Source organism: Mesorhizobium sp. WSM4313 (assembly GCF_002294725.1).
Lineage (GTDB): Bacteria > Pseudomonadota > Alphaproteobacteria > Rhizobiales > Rhizobiaceae > Mesorhizobium.
In genome coordinates, this window is sequence record NZ_NSFT01000002.1 from 476,114 (window position 1) to 492,532 (window position 16,419).

Consider the following 16,419-nt stretch of genomic DNA (forward strand, 5'->3'; position numbering starts at 1 on the left):
CGATCGCCTCGCCGGATTTGTACAGAAACCGCACAGAAACACCTGATGCCGAAGGCTGTAGACCTGAGCGACCGCGAACTTCACCGTCTGATCAGCTAACTTTCTCCCTGCTCGCCTAGACCGTGCTTCGGAATTTCCTTTAGCCCTAACATTTGTAGGCGCGACCAGTTCGGCCGTGTGCACATGATAGGGCGCTCGGTCCTGGCGGGGCCGAGCCCAACCACCTTCACCCGCTGGCTTCGGCCGGCGGGTTTTTTCATTCTGTCACAGCTCGGCGACAACCGTCTGGGCATTCCAGTCAATGGACTTCGGTCGTATGTACTTTAAGACCGTGGCCCGAGTGCGGAACAAATACCACAAAGTTCTCTTTTCTTCCGAGTGAGAACTCAAGAAAAGGAGAAAAGCCATGTCTGACGGCCCTACAGTCGTAAACTCTGGTGGTGGCGGAACAGCCGTTGCGATAATCCTTGGCATCATCGCAGTTGTTGCCCTACTATTCTTCACTGGGGTGATAAACATAAATGGGGGCGGAGGTAAGGATGTGAACGTTAGCGTGAACACGCCCAAGGTTGAGGCGCCGTCCGCACCGTCCGTCTCCAAGCCCGCCGCTCCCGCCAAACCGGCACCGGCACCTGCTAACGGGGGCTAGGGCGGATCTTCCTCACAGGCTCCGGCGAAATGCTGGGCCTGTGAGGTCCAGCGGTTCACGTCCCGCGATTCGCCGGTCGCCGCCATCTCTGCCCAGGCGCATTAGCGGAGGCCGAGCGCTTGAGCGGTCTACCGTGAACCATGGGCCATCGGCGGATGACAAAAAGTCACCGGCGGGGGCAACCTGCCCCAACGGAATAAGGGGCTATATCTTTGGTCCTTTCGGACCAATGCGTTCGGCAGGATGGACCTCGGTCGATTGTGGGCTGGCGGGCAAATCAGACAGTCTCGCGATCGCACCGGCTGATAACCCCAAGCCCCCCGCCCTATCGGTCGGTGCATGCCCGGCTTGCGGACCTCAAAATCCTAACCACAAAAGCGAGCCGGGCTTCCATCCGCGTGCCCATGCCGAGACGCAATCTGCCGGAAATGCAATGAGGAGTTGGACGGTCTATCACGTCGATTTCAGAGCAGGGGGCAGCAGACCGCTTCTAACCAAAATCGGAAGCCTTGAAGCAGACAATCTTTTGGCAGCGGTGACGAAGGCACAGGCATTGTGGCCCGATGAAAGGTCGATGACCGTCCGCCCGGCTGCAGAAGACAGCCAATCGGCACAGCCGCCGGCCCCACTGCGCGACACCGATTGAACCCAAGGAGCGGTCGGGTCGCTCGCTTCGGCTCCAAAGCACCGGGATGATTCGGCCACGCATAACCGTGCTACCCGGCGTGTCACACAAGCGGCATCATTCTCACGCCTTCCCCCTGCACCACGTGATCGGCGCATCTCGGCCATTGTCGGGAACAGCTGTTGGTGGGAAACTCCCTTTGTCAGCATGGGAGGTCGAAATGCCCAATAGTTTCAAGACCGGAGACGTCGTCAGGCTGAAGTCCGGAGGCCCCGAAATGACTGTCAGCGACGGGGCGGCTTCCGGCACGTATCTGTGCCACTGGTTCAACCGCGAGGGCGACGTCTGGACGCCGCAACATGCAGGTTTCAAGCAGGACCAGTTGGTGGCGGTCGACCAGCCGAGATAGCCGTCGCCTCCTGTCCTTAGCAATCCTTCGATCCGGCTGCGCCGGATCCGGTAGGTTGGTGTCCGGTCGAAAAAGACCGACGGATTTTGCTCTGTCTCGCGTTCAATGGTTGAAGCGTGGCCGCCAATGGCCGCGCCCAACCGGAGACGAGAGCATGATCCGCCCCACCATATTCGTCGTTGCCCTTGGCCTGCAGACCGCGGCCGCGGTCGCCCAGACAACGACGCCGGCCCCTGCCCCGGCCCAGACGGCGCCGAGCAGCCCGGCTCCGGCCGCCAAGTCTGACCAACCCAAGTCCGGCCTGACGCTGGAAAAGTTCGAGGCGCGCCGGGAAAGGGCGTTCATGCTGGCCGACACAGACAATGACGGCAAGGTCAGCCTCACCGAATGGACCGCTTTCCAGACCGCGCGCAAGGCCAAGGGCGATCCGGCCAAATCCTTCGCGCGCATGGACACCAACAAGGACGGCTTCGTTGACAAGGGCGAGCTCGACGCCTTCGTCGCCAAGCGCTTCGCCAGGCTCGACAAGAATAGCGACGGCGTGCTCGGCGCCGACGAGAGGCCGGGCCATAAAACCGCTCCCAATCAGGAGCAATGACCAAGAGGCTATGCCGCACAATGACAGCTGCGAGCGCCCGACGTGATGGGCGCCGATCCGGACGAGGAACTGGTACGCCGCATCGGCGCCGGCGACACCGCCGCGGTGCAGGCGATGGTGGCGCGCAAGCTGCCGCGCATCCTGGCCCTGGCCGCCAGGATGCTTGGCGACCCGGCGGAAGCAGAGGACGTCGCCCAGGAGACTTTCGTGCGCATCTGGCGCCGTGCCTCGGGCTGGCGCCAGGGGCACGCACGCTTCGACACCTGGATTCACCGCGTCGCGCTCAACCTCTGCTACGACCGGCTGCGGCGCCGGCGCGAATGGACGACGGACGAGCTGCCGGAGGTGGCGGACGAGGCGCCGCTTCCCGATGTCATGCCGGGCGACGAAGAGCGCAGGGTCAACCAAGCGCTGCAGCGGATCGCGCCACGCCAGCGCGAGGCCATCGTGCTGGTGTATTATCAGGAGCTGTCCAACATCGAGGCCGCCGGCGCCATGCAGGTCAGCGTCGATGCGCTGGAAAGTTTGCTCGCGCGGGGTCGTCGCTCGTTGCAGGCCATGCTCGTTGGAGATGGCGATGATTGAGACCGTGAGGGGACTGCGAATTCCGAGGACTGCGGCGTGGGGGGCCACGCTGGAACGGCGGAAGGGGGAACGACATGGCTGAGAAAACTTCGGGCGGGCCTATGGATGCCGAGCGCTTCGCCGCGCTGGCGGATGCCTATGGCGGCGCCTTGCATCGCTGGCCGCCGGGCGAACAGGCGGCCGCGATGCTGTTTGCCGACACCAACGAGGGCCGAGCTATCCTGGCGCGCGCGGGCAGGCTCGACGCCATGCTCGACCGGCATCGGGTCGACGCACCCAGCCCGGCGCTCCATCGCACCATTGTCGTCCGGGCAGCGGCCGAGGTCAGGCAGAGCCGCCGCCGACGGTTCTGGTGGCTGGGCTTCGGGCTTGCGGGTGTCGGCCTGGCCGGCGCCGTGGCCGGGCTGGCGCTGGTGGCCGTCGTCAGCCCGGATATGCAGCCCGACCATTATGTGATGGATGCCAATGCGACGTCGTTCGGCGATGCCGGGCCCGACGCCGATCCTTACGAGGAAAACCTATGAGCCCCCGTCTTGTCGCGGCATCGCTGGTGCTGAATGTTTTTCTGATCGGCGCGGTGGCCGGCGGCGCCGGCTGGCTGATCGGCAAGTCCAATCCGGGCTATTCGCTGGAATCGGCCGGCGGTAGGTTGCCTGCCGCCGACCGCAAGGTCTTCCGCCAAGCGTTGCGCGACGTTCGCCGCGAGTCGCGCGACGTGATCCTCGACGGCCAAGCCGCGCGGCGTGAGGCGGCAAACCTTCTGCAGCAGCCGGCTCTCGACACCAACGCGCTTGCCGCCGCCCTGGAGCGCGCGCGCAATGCCGATGTCACCGTGCGCACCCGGATCGAGCAACGCATCATCGAATTCGCCGCATCAGGCTCGCCGGAGGACCGCCGGCTGCTGGCGGACGCCTTGTTGCGACGCGCCGGCCGGCAGCCGCCGCCTGCAAAAAAATCGCCATAGGCGGCGACGGAAACGGCGAGCACGCTCCGTTCAAGGGAAGAGGGACAGGCCTGCGACCGCCTTTGGCGGCGGCAGGTTCTCTTCAACCTCGAAACTCTCGGGAGTATCGCATGAACAGTCTGGCAAAATATTCGATCGCGGCTGCGCTCGCCCTCGGCGGAACGGCCGCCGCAAGCGCCGCCTCAGCGATGCCGATCGCACCTGTTGCGCCGGCGCCCGCAATGATAGAGCACGTCGCCTGGGGCTGCGGTCCGGGCTGGCATCCCAACCACTGGGGCCGCTGCGTGCCCAATCGCCGCGTGATCTATCCCGGCTATTACTACTGGGGCGGACCGCGCGTCTATATCGGCCCCGTCTGGCATCCCTACCATCGCTGGCACCACTGGCGCCGCTGGTAACAACCCTTCGCGATGCCGGTGCTGTGGCCGTCATCGTGAGGATCCCCGATGATCCATGAAACCGACGGCTTCAACGGAGGCTTCGTTGGCCGCACCGTTTGCAAATTCCGTCTCGCCGGACCCCGCCCTGGTGGCGCTCAACCGCTTCGGCCTCGGCGCGAAACCCGGCGACGAGTTTGGCAAGATCGCCGCCGATCCGCGCGGCTACCTCGAGGCCGAGCTCAAGCAGCAGGACGTCGCGCTCATTTCCCCCGACGGCCCACGGAATGCCGGGTTGCTGGACAGCACTGCGGCGATCCAGGCCAGCATGGCGGCAGCCATGGAGCGCAAGGCGGCGCGCGCCGAGAGGGCGGCGGCCGTCATGCAGCCGGCAACGGATGATCCAGCCGGCCCGGCCGTGGCAAAAGCCAAACCCTTGGTGCCGCATGTCGAGGCCGATATCTATCGCGACGAGGCGCAGGCCCGGTTCGACAAGGCGCTCACTGCGACGCCTGGCTTCGTAGAGCGCCTGGTCGGCTTCTGGTCGAACCATTTCTGCGTTTCCGTCGCCAAGGCGCCGGTGGTGCGGGCATGCGCCGGCGCCTTCGAACGCGAGGCGATCCGCCTCTTCGTGCTCGGCCGCTTCGCCGACATGCTTTTGGCCGTCGAGCACCATCCGGCCATGCTGTTCTATCTCGACAACCGGCAGTCCATCGGCCCCGATTCCCGCGCCGGCAAGCGACGCGGACGCGGCCTCAACGAGAACCTCGCCCGCGAGATCCTGGAATTGCACACGATGGGCGTCGGCAGCGGCTATGCCCAGGCCGACGTCACCAGTTTCGCGAACATGCTGACCGGCTGGACGATGGCCGGCCGCGAGGGGCGGCTGGGCGAGCCGGGAAGCTTCGTCTTCAACGCCAATGCGCATCAGCCGGGCAAGGCGGTGCTGCTCGGCAAGACCTATCCCGATGGCGGCATGGGCCAGGCGGAGGCCGCGCTCAACGACATTGCCCGTCACCCGGCCACCGCGCGGCACATCGCCACCAAGCTTGCCCGCCATTTCATCGCGGACGATCCGCCCCCGGCGGCGGTCGCTCGCCTGGGCACGGTTTTCAGCAAGACCGACGGCGACCTGCGCTCGATCGCGTTGACGCTGATCGACATGTCGGAAGCCTGGTCGACGCCGCTCACGAAGCTGCGCTCGCCGTTGGACTATGTCGTGGCGCTGCGGCGGGCGGTCGGCGCTACCGCCGGCAACGAACCGCAACGATCGCTTCGCTGGCTGAGCGTGCTCGGCGAACCGCTGTGGCGACCGCCGGGGCCGAACGGCTTTCCCGACCGGACGGACGCATGGGTTTCCGCCGAGGGCCTCAAGACGCGGCTGGACATTGCGTGGCAGGCGGCGAAGCAGGCGGACGATATCGGCGATCCCGACGAGATGCTCGGGTCGCTGATCGGCACATCCGTCTCGGCCGAGACGCGGCAGGCGATTTCGCGCGCGGAGTCCCGGCAGCAGGGCCTGGCGTTGCTGTTGATGGCGCCGGAATTCCAGCGCCGGTAATTCCAGCGCCGGTAGCAGAAGTGGAGATGCAGCCATGAGCCTTCTTTGCGAAACCCCCAGCCTTTCCCGCCGCGCGGTGCTGATTAGCGGCGGCGCGCTATTTGCCTGGGCCTATCTGCCGCGCTTCGCGCGCGCAGCCGACAAGCGCGACCCGCGCCTGATCGTCGTCGTGCTGCGCGGCGCGCTGGACGGGCTGTCGACGGTCGGGCCGGTCGGCGATCCAAACTGTGCCGGCCTGCATGGCGACATCGCGCTTTCGCTCTCAGGCGCCAACCCGGCATTGCCGCTTGACGGTTTCTTCGCCGTCAACCCGGCAATGCCGGTGTTTGCGCGCCTGTTCAAGGCGGGCCAGGCGGCGGTGGTGCACGCGGCCGCGACCGGCTACCGCGACCGCTCGCATTTCGATGGCCAGGACGTGCTGGAAAGCGGCCTGCCCGGCCCTGGCAGCGCCACCACCGGCTGGCTCAATCGGGCGTTGGCCAGCCTGCCGGCGGGCGAGCGCGTGGCGAGGCTCGGCGGGCTGGCGGTCGGGCCGTCGACGCCGCTGGTGATCCGTGGCGCCGCGCCCGTGCTCGGCTGGGCACCGCAGGCGCTGCCGACGCCCGGCGATGCGCTGGCGGAGCGTGTGCTCGATCTCTACAACCATCGCGATCCGGTGCTAGCGGCCGCGCTTCAGAAAGGGCTCGATGCCGATCGGATGGCGCTGGGCGACCAACTCGACGGCACGACGATGAAGCCTAAGGGCGGCCTCGACAACGCCGCCGACATGCGGCAATCGGCGCAAGGCGCGGCGCGGCTGATGGCCGCCGACGACGGGCCGCGCATCGCGGCGCTCGCTTTCGACGGCTGGGACACCCATGTCAACGAAGGCGGCGCCACAGGGCGGCTCGCCAATCTGCTCGGCGGCCTCGACGGGGCGTTCGAGGAGTTCGAGAAGGGGCTTGGCGAGCGTTGGCGCGACACCGCGGTCGTCGCCATCACCGAGTTCGGCCGCACGGCCCGCATCAACGGCACGGTCGGCACCGACCATGGCACCGGCACAGTGGTGCTGCTCGCCGGCGGCGCGATCAAGGGCGGCCGCGTCATCGCCGACTGGCCGGGGCTGAAACCGGCGCAGCTCTACGAAGGCCGCGACCTGGCGCCGACCAGCGATGTGCGCGCGGTGCTGAAGGGGCTGCTGGCCGACCAGTTCGGGCTGTCGCCGGCCGTGCTTGGCGACAAGGTGTTTCCGGAGTCGGCAGCAGTGAAGCCGATGCGGGATCTGGTGGCGTGAGCCGTGAGTTTGCCGGTCAGCGATAGGCTGGCGGCGCCAGTCAGTTCGTCATCCACGGGCGGAGCGGGAGCGAAGCGGACGCGGAGACCCGAGGATCCATTCCGTGACTTTGATCGTGGGTGCTGCGGAGCAGAATTCTGAACCATGGCAACGCCTGAACGTCACGGAATGGATCCTCGGGTCTGCGCTGCGTCGCTTCGCTCCTTGCTCCGCCCGTGGATGACGAGGCTGAGGAGCCTCGGCCAATCACCAACGCTGGCGCGGAGGTTTCGAACCTGTGCGTGGGACCTTAGCCAAACCGCCCGCGCCGTTGCCAGCGCGACGGCGATCCGAGAGCGATCACCAGCTCCAATAACCGGGGCGCCAGCGGTGGTGGTACCAGAAGCCGGGATGCCAATGGCGCGCCGGCCGTATGATCACGCGGCGGTTCGGCACGCATCTGCCCCTACGGTTCACGTGCCAGCCGGGACCGCAGCGCCAGCCGACGGTTTCGATGGGCAGCGGCGAAGCACCTGGCTTGGCCATCGGCATGGCTTGCGAGCCCACACTGGATAGCAGCAACGTGCCGGCGGCCATCGCGAGAGGCAGAAAATATCTCGTCATCAAGGTTTGTCTCCGTGATTCAATCCCTACCTCCGTGAAACGGAGGACAGGGCCGAATTCCGTCGGAGCGGTGCGGATCACGTCTTCGTTAGCGGGGTAGCGCCTTCGTTGAGCGTCGCTACGGTCTTCAGCGCGCCGTCCAGCATGTCGCCTTTCTCGTCCTTCAGCGCCGCCTCGCGCAGGCGGCGGATCCAGTCGGCGGCGTCCTCCCTGCCCTCGAGCGTCGGCAGCGCCGAGAGCACGCGGTCGAACTTCGACTGGGCGCGGGCATGGGTGTCGCTGTAACCCTTGATCAGCCGGCGGCAATTCAGGACCTCGGTGGCCAAAGCGTAGTCCTGGCGCGCGTGGCTAAGCGCCAGGCTATACCAACGCTCAAGATGCTCGAGCTCTACCTTGTGGCGCAGCAGGCGGCGGCGCCAGCGGCGCAGGCCGCCGATGAACCAGAGCATGGCGAAGCCGGTGAAACTGTCGGTGCGGATGTGGCGGCCGCGGTTGATGCGGCGGTCGAGGAAGGCGGCGAGTTTCGGGCGGTTCTCGATATAGCTGCCGAGTCCCGCCGGCAGCGTGCCGCAGAACTCCTCGATGCGCGGGTGGAAATATTCGGTGACCTGCAGCACCGCCCCTTCCTTGACGCCGACCTCCCTGCGCACCCGCTTGTCGCGGGTCGAGCGCGTCTTGAGATCGGCGACGCGGATCATGTCGTCGTAGCACATGGCATTGGCAAGGTGCTTTGCCGCGGCGATCGATAGCGCGTAGCCGCGCTCCGCATTGTCCAGCGCCACCGCTCTGTCCAGCCGGTCGAGATACTCGCCGGCATAGGCGATGTCCTGGTAATCGACGACCTTCTTCAGCCCGAGCTCGGCCATGTCGCGCACGGGCTCAGGGAGCGACGCGACGCGAGCGGCAAGCGCCTGCCAGCCCTTGAGCAGGGTTTCCGGGCCACTGACCCTCCCCGTTGGCCTGGGCTGGGCAACGGGGGGTTCCGCCGCCGCTTTTTCCCCGGCCGGCGCTGCCGCGATCCCGCGCGCGCGGTCGTAGGCCGCGCCGAAGGCGGCGAGGCTCGGCTTGACGCCACGGCCGCCGGCGCCGATCGCCTGCTCGTAAGTTTCGCGGGTGAAGGGCAGCGCGTCGGAGCCGGCCAGCGCGCCGAGCAGGCTGGCCGAGATCATGGTGCCGTTGTCGGCGGCGATCTTTTCCATGTCGAAGGCGATGAAGCGCCTGGCCGCCGCTTGTGCCGTCGCGTGCACTTTTTCCGACGAGGCGCGGCCGTCGCCCGGCTCGATCTTTTCCGAGACGGCGGCGATGCGGTGTGAAGAGGTGATCAGCGTCGTGCGCTCAGGCGTGACGAAACCGCGGATGATGGCGCGGCCGGCTTCCATCAGCTCGGCGGCGATCAATATGTCGACATCGCCCTGCGACGGCGACAGCGCGAAAACCGGCAGCCGGCCGGTGTCGCGGGCCATCTCGATGTAATAGATCGTGGCGCCAGTGCGCTGCGCGACGCCGGCCACGGAGGTCGATTGGGCGATATAGCCGTTGCGCTCGGCGACGTCGGTGATCCAGTCGGCGAGCACGCCGCCGCCCTGGCCGCCGACCGCGAGCACGGCGAGTTTTATCACCCGCTCGTCGTCAGAGGCGCCCGCCTTGGGGCGCAGGGGAGAAGCCTGATCAAGCATCGGCGAACGTCAAGCGGCGGCTCTCGCGGCGGCGCTGCAGAAGGCCGATCGCGGCGCGGCGCGCGCTTTCGAGGAAACGGTCCCAGCGGCCGGGATTGTGGACGACATCGGCGCGGTAGAAGGATGGGCAGAGCACGGCGGCGTCCGCCACCTCGCCACAATTGCCGCAGCCGACGCAGTTCTGGTCGATCGAGGCGACCGGATCGTCACGCAGCGGATCGTCGAGCGACTTCACCGACAGCGACGGGCAGCCGGACAGCCGCATGCAGGCATGGTCGCCCGTGCAGATGTCCTCGTCGACGCCGAATTTCGGCTTGACCACGCGCTCGCCGCCCTTGATCGCCTTGTCGACCAGCGGCTTCTCGCGGCGCTGGCGGTTGAGCATGCACTCGGACGAGGCGACGATGACCTTCGGACCCTTCTCCTCGGTGGTCAGCGCCTCGCGCAGCGCGGCTTGCATCTTGCCGACATCATAGGTGCGGTCGATGTGGCGCAGCCATTTGACGCCCATGCCCTTCACCGCTTCGTCGATCGGATGCTTGGTCGACTTGGTGCGGTTGTTTGCGCGCGAGGACAGGATGTCCTGGCCGCCGGTGGCTGCCGAGTAGAAATTGTCGACGACGACGATGACGCCGTCATTCTTGTTGAAGACGGCATTGCCGATCGAGGAGGTCAGGCCGTTGTGCCAGAAGCCGCCATCGCCAACGAAGGAGATCGAGCGGCGCTTGGCATCAGGTGAGTTGAAGGCGGAAGCCGAGGCCGGCCCCAGCCCATAGCCCATGGTGGTGGCGCCGAGCTCGAAGGGCGGCATGATCGAGAACAGATGGCAGCCGATGTCGGAGGCGATGTGATGCTTGCCGAGCTCTTGCTCGACCAGCTTGGTCGCGGCGAAGATCGGTCGCTCGGGACAGCCGATGCAAAAGCCCGGAGGCCGTCCGGGAACGACATTGATGAGGTCGGCCGTGTCGACGCCCTCGCCTGCCTTGTTCGGCGCGCGCACCTCGCCCGGCAGCAGATGCGGGGCATTGGCGCGCAGGAAGGAGCCGATGCCGTCGAGCATCACCTGGCCGGTATATTCGCCGGCCATCGGCAGATGCTCCTTGCCGACCAGCTTCGTGCCGCGCCCGGCCTTGTGCAGCATCGCGGCAAAGGCCTGCTCGATATAATTGGGCTGACCTTCCTCGACGACCAGCACCGCCTGCTTGCCTTCGCAGAAGGCGAGAAACTCATCGTCGACCAGCGGGTAGACGGCGTTGAGCACGTAAAGCGGCACGTCGGTGTCGCCATAGGTGTCGGCAAGGCCGAGCCGCTGCAGCGCGCGGATGACCGAATTGTACATGCCGCCCTGCATGACGATGCCGACCGAGCCGTGGTCCGAGCCGAAGATCTCGTTAATCTTGCGGGTTTTTATGAAATCGACAGCCGCCGGCCAGCGCTTGGCGACCTTCTCCTTCTCATGCAGGAAGGAGGCGGGCGGCAGCACGATGCGGCCGGTGTCGCGGCGCGGCGCGGACAGCGCATCGGCGACCGACATTGGCGGGCGCTTGTTGTCCTTGGCGATGAAGTGGCCATGCACGTGGCAGCAGCGGATGCGCACCTGCAGCATCACCGGCGTGTTCGACACCTCCGACAGCTCGAAGCCGTCCTCGACCGCCTTGACGATCGACGGCAGGTTCGGGCGCGGGTCGAGCAGCCAGACCTGGCTCTTCATGGCGAAGGCATGGCTGCGCTCCTGCATGATCGAGGAGCCCTCGCCATAGTCCTCGCCGACGATGATCAGCGCGCCGCCGGTGACGCCGCCGGAGGCCAGGTTCGCCAGCGCGTCGGAAGCGACGTTGGTGCCGACCGTCGACTTGAAGGTGGCGGCGCCCCGGATCGGATAATGCACGGAGGCGGCCAGCATGGCGGTGGCAGTCGCTTCGGAAGCGCTCGCCTCGAAATGCACGCCGAGCTCGCCCAGAATGTCCTGCGCGTCGGCCAGCACATCCATCAGATGGCTGATCGGCGCGCCCTGGTAGCCGCCGACATAGCCTACGCCGCACTGCAAGAGCGCCTTGGTGATGGCGAGGATGCCCTCGCCGGCGAATTCCTCGCCGGCGCCAAGCCTCAGCTTTTCGACTTCCTTGGCAAAAGACCGTTCGGCCATCTCCGCCTCCTTCCGTTGCCGCCTTCATGGGGCGGCGCGTGCATCTAGATCTCGTGCTTGCGGATGTTCTTCAGCATTTTTTGCAACGTCGCGATCAGCGCGGCGTATTCGGCATCGTCGATACCGTCGAACATGGCTTCGAAAGCGTCATGCATTGCGGGCCAGGCGCGGGTGAACAGCGCTCGCCCATCATCGGTAAGAAAAACATGGCGGATGCGGCTGTCGGTGACGCCCTGCTCGCGCCGCACCAGGCCCTGGCCTTCCAGCGTATCGAGCGTGCGGCTCAAGGTCGACTGCTCGATGACCGTGTAGACCGAGAGATGGTTGACGGTGACGCCGTCGGCGACCGACAGCACGGCCAGCGTCCGTACCTGCGGGATGGTCAGGCCCTGCTTGCGGAAGTCGTCGCGCAAAGTGGCGTTGTAGCGGCCCATGATGCGGTTCATCAGATAGGGCGCGAATTGCTGCAGGCCGATCTGGCCGAGGGTCGAGATGCGCTGGCGCTTTTCGGCGAGCTTCTGTTCCATCATAGCCTCCCCGCCAGCAGAAAGCCGGAGCCGCCGCCGAGGCCGGCGCCTGGATGCGTGGAAGCGCCGATATGGTAGAGGCCTTTGATGCCGGTCTCGTGGTTGCGGCTCGCCTTGAACGGCCGCCACAGGAAGGACTGGTCGATGGTCGACGAGCCGCCATAGGGATCGCCGCCGACAAGGTTTATGTTCATGGCTTCGAGGTCGGCCGGCGAATAGGCGCGACGCGCAATGACCGTCTCGCGGAAACCGTCGATGTGGTTGGCGAGGATCGCTTCGACCCTGTCGGCATAGGCCTCGCGCAGCGCTTCGGTCCAGCGGCCTTCGGCGGGCGTTTCGAGCTTGCCGGCAGCATCACCCCTGATGTGGCGCGGCGCCTCCGGCAGTTGTAGCCAGAGGATCGCCTTGCCCTCGGGACAGCGCGACGGGTCGAGCACATGCGGCTGGCCGACGCAGATGGTCGGCACTTCCGGCAGCAGGCCGCGCACCGCCTCGTTGCAGGCTTTCGACACGCCATCCAAACCCGGCGTCAAATGCAGCAGCGCCACCTTGTCCAGGCCCTCGCCGCGCCATGCGGGCGGCTTGTCCAGCGCATAGTGGACCTGGAAATTGCCCTTGCCATAGCGATAAACGCGCGTCGCTTCGACGTCGCGCTTCGGAGCCGCGTCGCCGAGCAGGCGGCTATAGAGCTGCGTCGGCGTGACCGAGCAGATGACGCTTTTCGCCGGTGTCAGCACCTCGCCGGAGGCGAGCCGGACGCCGCTGGCGCGGCCGCCGGTCTGGACGATCGAGGCGACATCGGCGTTGACGCGGATCTCGCCGCCGCGTTCCCTGATCAGCGCCTCGAACGCCGCGAGCAGGTTCTTGGCGCCACCCTTGACGATCGGCGCCCCGGCGGCCTCCAGCGCGAAGGCGATGACCTTGGCGATCTGGCCGGAGAAGGCGTCTTCCGGGCCAAGCCCGGCATGCAGCACCCAGGGCGCCCAGAGCGCGCGGACGAGGCCGGAACTGTAAGTCGTTTCCAGCCAGCCGCGCGCGGGCACCAGCGCCTCGCCCATGAAGGCGGCAAGGTTGCGCGGGCCTCGCCGCCAGGCCTCACCGGCGATGAGCTTGGTCGTCGGATAGGACCACAGTGCGCCGCCGAGAAGGCCGAAGAGCAGCCCCGCATTGCGCTCGATACCGCTGACATCGGTGCCGTGGCGATCGCCGTCGCTGGGCGCAATCCGGTTCAGCGCCGCGATGTTGGCGGCACGGTCGGTGGTGAGCACGGCATGGCTGCCGTCGGGCGTGAGCACGCCTGTCGGGGTGGCGGTGTGGCAGAACTCCAGTCCATGCCGCGCAAGGTCCTTGCCGAGCGCGGCGAACGCCGGCGAGGTGATGAACAGCACGAAGGTCGTGGCCATCACGTCATGGACGAAGCCAGGCGCCGTGATTTCCTCGCTGCGCACGCAGCCGCCGATACGGTCGTTGCGCTCGAGCACGAGCACCTTTGCGCCCTTGGCGCCAAGCATCGCCGCGCAAACCAGGGCGTTGATGCCACTGCCGACGATGATGTGATCGGGGGCGGTCATTGGAGGCTCGCGGGTACGAGGGCGTCAATCGCGCGAAGCCGAGTTCCTTCGCGCCCCCCTCTGTCCTGCCGGACATCTCCCCCTCTAGGGGGGAGATCAGCAGTTTTGGCGCCCCACATCGTGCTGCGACGTGGGAGATTGGCGAAAGCGGAGGTAACATCCAATCTCCCCCCTGGAGGGGGAGATGTCCGGCAGGACAGAGGGGGGCGCCGTAGAGCGCTAGCCTTGCCAGGCTGCCGCCCTCTCGCTGTCATCACTCCATCGCCCGCAAGCATGATCTTCTCCCGAAGACCGTCGCCTCGCCTATTTGCCCGGCACCAGCGCCAATGCGCGGATCGGACTGCCGGTGCCGCGCTCGATCTTGAGCGGGGCGGCGATCAGGATCGCGCCCTTCGGCGGCAGCTGGTCGAGGTTGCAGAGACTCGCCAGGCCATAACGGTTGGCCTTGTGCATCAGCGTGTGGGCCGGGAACGGCGGCTCCATGCCGCCGGCCTTGCCGGCATCGGTGCCGATCGTTTCCGAGCCCCAACCCTTGATGTCCTTAGCTATCAGGAACTGGATGGCCTCCGCCGTCGGGCCGGGCGTATGCGGGCCGGTCTCGTTGGCGTTGAGGAACTCCGCTTCCGAGCCGTTGCGCTTGTACCAGTCGGTGCGCATCACCACCCACTCGCCGGGGTTAATGGCGCCGTGCTTGGCCTCCCAGGCCTTGATGTGGTCGACGGTGAGCAGGAAGTCATGGTCCGCGGCCGCTTCCTTCGAGCAGTCGATGACGTTGACCGGGCCGATGAAATTCTGCGCCGGAATGGTGTCGGTGGCGCCGTCCGGATAGTCCTTGCCGGTGATCCAGTGCTGCGGCGCGTCGAAATGCGTGCCCGAATGCTCGCCGAGCTTCAGCCAGTTCCAGGCCCACCACGGGCCGTTCTTGTCGTATTTGGAGATCTCGTGGATCTCGACCTTCGGCGTGTCGACGGCGAGTTCCGGCGGCAGCTTGATCAGCGGCGTGTTCGGCCCGAGCGGCGCCGTCAGATCGACCACCTTGATGGCGCCCGAAAGCAGCTGGCCGGCGACCTCGCCGAGGAGTTCTTGCGTGTCCATGGTCTTTTGTTCCCTCTTGTTCGTGACCTTCAAGGCTCGTTGCGGCCCTTAATATACCTACTAGACGAAAACATATGCATCTGCAATTATCTTTAAGCATAAAGCATTTTGGGGCGGGGCGTGAGCGAGTTCGACGCCATCTTTGTCGGGGCGGGCCACAACAGTCTGGCATGCGCCGCGCATCTGGCGCTCAAAGGCTGGAAAATAGCGGTTTTCGAACGCAGCGAGGCAATCGGCGGCGCGGTACGGACCGCCGAGTACACGCTTCCCGGTTTCCGGCACGATTTCGGCGCAATGAATTTGAGTCTCTTCGCCGGCTCGGCCTTCCACCGGAAATATGCAAATGAATTGAAAAGCCACGGACTGGAATTCGCGCCGGTGGCCGATTGTTTCGCCAGCGCCTTTCCGGACGGGACATGGTTCGGCGTCAGCAATGATCTCGAAAAGACAGCCTCGCGGTTGGCCGCCTTCTCCGCGGCGGACGCGGCCACATGGCGGAAACTGGTCGCCGCCTTCCCGGGTGAGGCCGAACATCTGTTCCGCCTGCTGGGTTCGCCGATGAGCGCAAGGGCGCTGGCCGGCACAGGCTGGAATCTCTGGCGCAAGAAGGGTTTTTCCGGCGCGCTCGATACGGCCCGATTGCTGTTGTCATCGCCGCGCGCGTGGCTCGAGGAAAATTTCGAGACGCCGCATGTGCGCACGACACTCGCGGCCTGGGGCATGCATCTCGATTTCGCTCCCGACATCGCCGGCGGCGCCGTGTTCCCTTATCTGGAATCGATGGCCAACCAGAGTTTCGGCATGGTGCTCGGCAAAGGCGGCGCCGATACCATCATCCTGGCGCTTGCCGGCATGCTCAAGGCGGCTGGCGGCAAGATCATAACAGGCGCGGAGGTGTCGGAGATCACGGTAACCGGCGGCCGAGCAACGGGGGTGCTGCTAGCATCCGGCGAAACCCATGCCGCAAGCAAGGCGGTCATTGCCGGCGTCGCGCCCAAGGCGCTGGCAGGCAAGCTTCTGCCCAACGGTTCTGGCGACGCCGGCTTCGATGCGGCGATGAAGACATTCCGCCACGCGCCGGGCACGATGATGATCCATCTGGCGCTGGACGACCTGCCCGACTGGAGCGCCGGCGCCGAGCTTCGCCAGTTCGCCTATGTGCATCTGGCGCCGTCGCTCGACGCCATGTCGCGCACCTATCAGCAGGCGATCGCTGGCCAACTGCCGGAGCAGCCGGTGCTGGTCGTCGGCCAGCCGACGGCGGTCGATCCGTCGCGCGCACTGCCAGGCAAGCATGTGCTGTGGGTGCAGGTGCGCATGCTGCCGGCGGAGATCCTTGGCGATGCCGAGGGCAAGATCGCGCCGGCGCACTGGGATGCGGTCAAGGATGCCTATGCCGAGCGCGCTCTCGACATCATCGAGAGCTATGCGCCGGGATTGCGCAAAAAGATTCTCGGCCGTGCGATCTTCTCGCCGCTCGACCTCGAGCGCGAGAACCCGAACCTCGTCGGCGGCGACCAGATCTGCGGCAGCCATCACCTGGCGCAGAATTTCCTCTTCCGTCCGGCGCGGGGCTTCGCGCGTTGGAGCACGCCGGTCGCCAATCTCTACCTCACTGGAGCCGCGACATGGCCCGGCGCCGGCACGGGCGCCGGCTCCGGCTTCATGCTCGCCCAACAGTTGGGAGGGTACTAGAGCATGATCCCGAACCGAAGGTCAGCGAACGCAAAAAGTGGGAACCGGTTTTCGGGAAAGATCAT

15 protein-coding genes are annotated in these 16,419 nt (G+C 66.3%); 9 read left to right on the top strand and 6 right to left on the bottom strand.

Annotated elements, in window-relative coordinates; genetic code table 11:
• Window positions 1-1,494: 1,494 nt before the first annotated feature.
• The 8 genes from CK219_RS06980 (at window position 1,495) to CK219_RS07015 (ending at window position 7,041) form a co-directional block, all read left to right on the top strand.
• Window positions 1,495-1,683 carry a DUF2158 domain-containing protein gene (locus CK219_RS06980; protein WP_095766010.1) on the top strand — a complete coding sequence of 63 codons (189 nt, stop codon included), beginning with the start codon at window positions 1,495-1,497 and terminating at the stop codon, window positions 1,681-1,683.
• A gap of 154 nt (window positions 1,684-1,837) precedes the next feature.
• Window positions 1,838-2,281, top strand: coding sequence for an acid-shock protein (locus CK219_RS06985; protein ID WP_095766204.1), 444 nt, complete (start codon window positions 1,838-1,840; stop codon window positions 2,279-2,281).
• A 45-nt stretch (window positions 2,282-2,326) separates the two neighbouring features.
• Complete coding sequence (locus tag CK219_RS06990) at window positions 2,327-2,866, top strand: RNA polymerase sigma factor (protein WP_095766011.1); 540 nt, start codon at window positions 2,327-2,329, stop codon at window positions 2,864-2,866.
• 74 nt (window positions 2,867-2,940) lie between these two features.
• A complete protein-coding gene (locus CK219_RS06995; protein ID WP_095766012.1) occupies window positions 2,941-3,390 on the top strand; it encodes a hypothetical protein in 450 nt (149 codons plus the stop codon).
• Entirely contained in the window at window positions 3,387-3,830 is a 444-nt protein-coding gene (locus tag CK219_RS07000; RefSeq protein ID WP_095766013.1) for a periplasmic heavy metal sensor, read from the top strand. The genes CK219_RS06995 and CK219_RS07000 overlap by 4 nt, the downstream gene beginning before the upstream one ends.
• Window positions 3,831-3,940: 110 nt before the next feature.
• On the top strand, window positions 3,941-4,228 hold the full coding sequence (locus CK219_RS07005; RefSeq protein WP_095766014.1) for a hypothetical protein: 288 nt from the start codon (window positions 3,941-3,943) through the stop codon (window positions 4,226-4,228).
• A 55-nt stretch (window positions 4,229-4,283) separates the two neighbouring features.
• Window positions 4,284-5,768: a DUF1800 family protein gene (locus CK219_RS07010; protein WP_095766015.1), complete on the top strand. Its 1,485-nt coding sequence runs from the start codon at window positions 4,284-4,286 to the stop codon at window positions 5,766-5,768.
• Between the two features lie 34 nt (window positions 5,769-5,802).
• The gene (locus tag CK219_RS07015) at window positions 5,803-7,041 is read left to right on the top strand and encodes a DUF1501 domain-containing protein (protein WP_095766016.1); all 1,239 of its coding nucleotides are present in this window, start codon (window positions 5,803-5,805) and stop codon (window positions 7,039-7,041) included.
• Window positions 7,042-7,380: 339 nt separating this feature from the next.
• On the opposite strand, the gene CK219_RS07020 is transcribed toward CK219_RS07015, so the two are convergent.
• The 6 genes from CK219_RS07020 to CK219_RS07050 all read right to left on the bottom strand — a co-directional run bounded on the left by CK219_RS07020 (window position 7,381) and on the right by CK219_RS07050 (window position 14,659).
• Window positions 7,381-7,644 (bottom strand): hypothetical protein, encoded by a 264-nt coding sequence (locus CK219_RS07020; protein WP_095766017.1) that lies wholly within the window; start codon window positions 7,642-7,644, stop codon window positions 7,381-7,383.
• A 77-nt stretch (window positions 7,645-7,721) separates the two neighbouring features.
• Window positions 7,722-9,320, bottom strand: a complete 1,599-nt coding sequence (locus CK219_RS07025) for an indolepyruvate oxidoreductase subunit beta family protein (protein ID WP_095766018.1) — start codon at window positions 9,318-9,320, stop codon at window positions 7,722-7,724.
• On the bottom strand, window positions 9,313-11,466 hold the full coding sequence (locus tag CK219_RS07030; RefSeq protein ID WP_095766019.1) for an indolepyruvate ferredoxin oxidoreductase subunit alpha: 2,154 nt from the start codon (window positions 11,464-11,466) through the stop codon (window positions 9,313-9,315). Before CK219_RS07030 ends, CK219_RS07025 begins: the two co-directional genes overlap by 8 nt.
• Before the next feature lie 44 nt (window positions 11,467-11,510).
• On the bottom strand, window positions 11,511-11,993 hold the full coding sequence (locus CK219_RS07035; protein WP_095766020.1) for a MarR family transcriptional regulator: 483 nt from the start codon (window positions 11,991-11,993) through the stop codon (window positions 11,511-11,513).
• The gene (locus CK219_RS07040; RefSeq protein ID WP_095766021.1) at window positions 11,993-13,564 is read right to left on the bottom strand and encodes an NAD(P)/FAD-dependent oxidoreductase; all 1,572 of its coding nucleotides are present in this window, start codon (window positions 13,562-13,564) and stop codon (window positions 11,993-11,995) included. The genes CK219_RS07035 and CK219_RS07040 overlap by 1 nt, the downstream gene beginning before the upstream one ends.
• A gap of 303 nt (window positions 13,565-13,867) precedes the next feature.
• Window positions 13,868-14,659 carry a cyclase family protein gene (locus tag CK219_RS07050; protein ID WP_095766205.1) on the bottom strand — a complete coding sequence of 264 codons (792 nt, stop codon included), beginning with the start codon at window positions 14,657-14,659 and terminating at the stop codon, window positions 13,868-13,870.
• Between the two features lie 120 nt (window positions 14,660-14,779).
• On the opposite strand from CK219_RS07050, the gene CK219_RS07055 reads away from it, so the two are divergent.
• A complete protein-coding gene (locus CK219_RS07055) occupies window positions 14,780-16,354 on the top strand; it encodes an NAD(P)/FAD-dependent oxidoreductase (protein WP_095766022.1) in 1,575 nt (524 codons plus the stop codon).
• The last annotated feature ends 65 nt before the right edge of the window (window positions 16,355-16,419 follow it).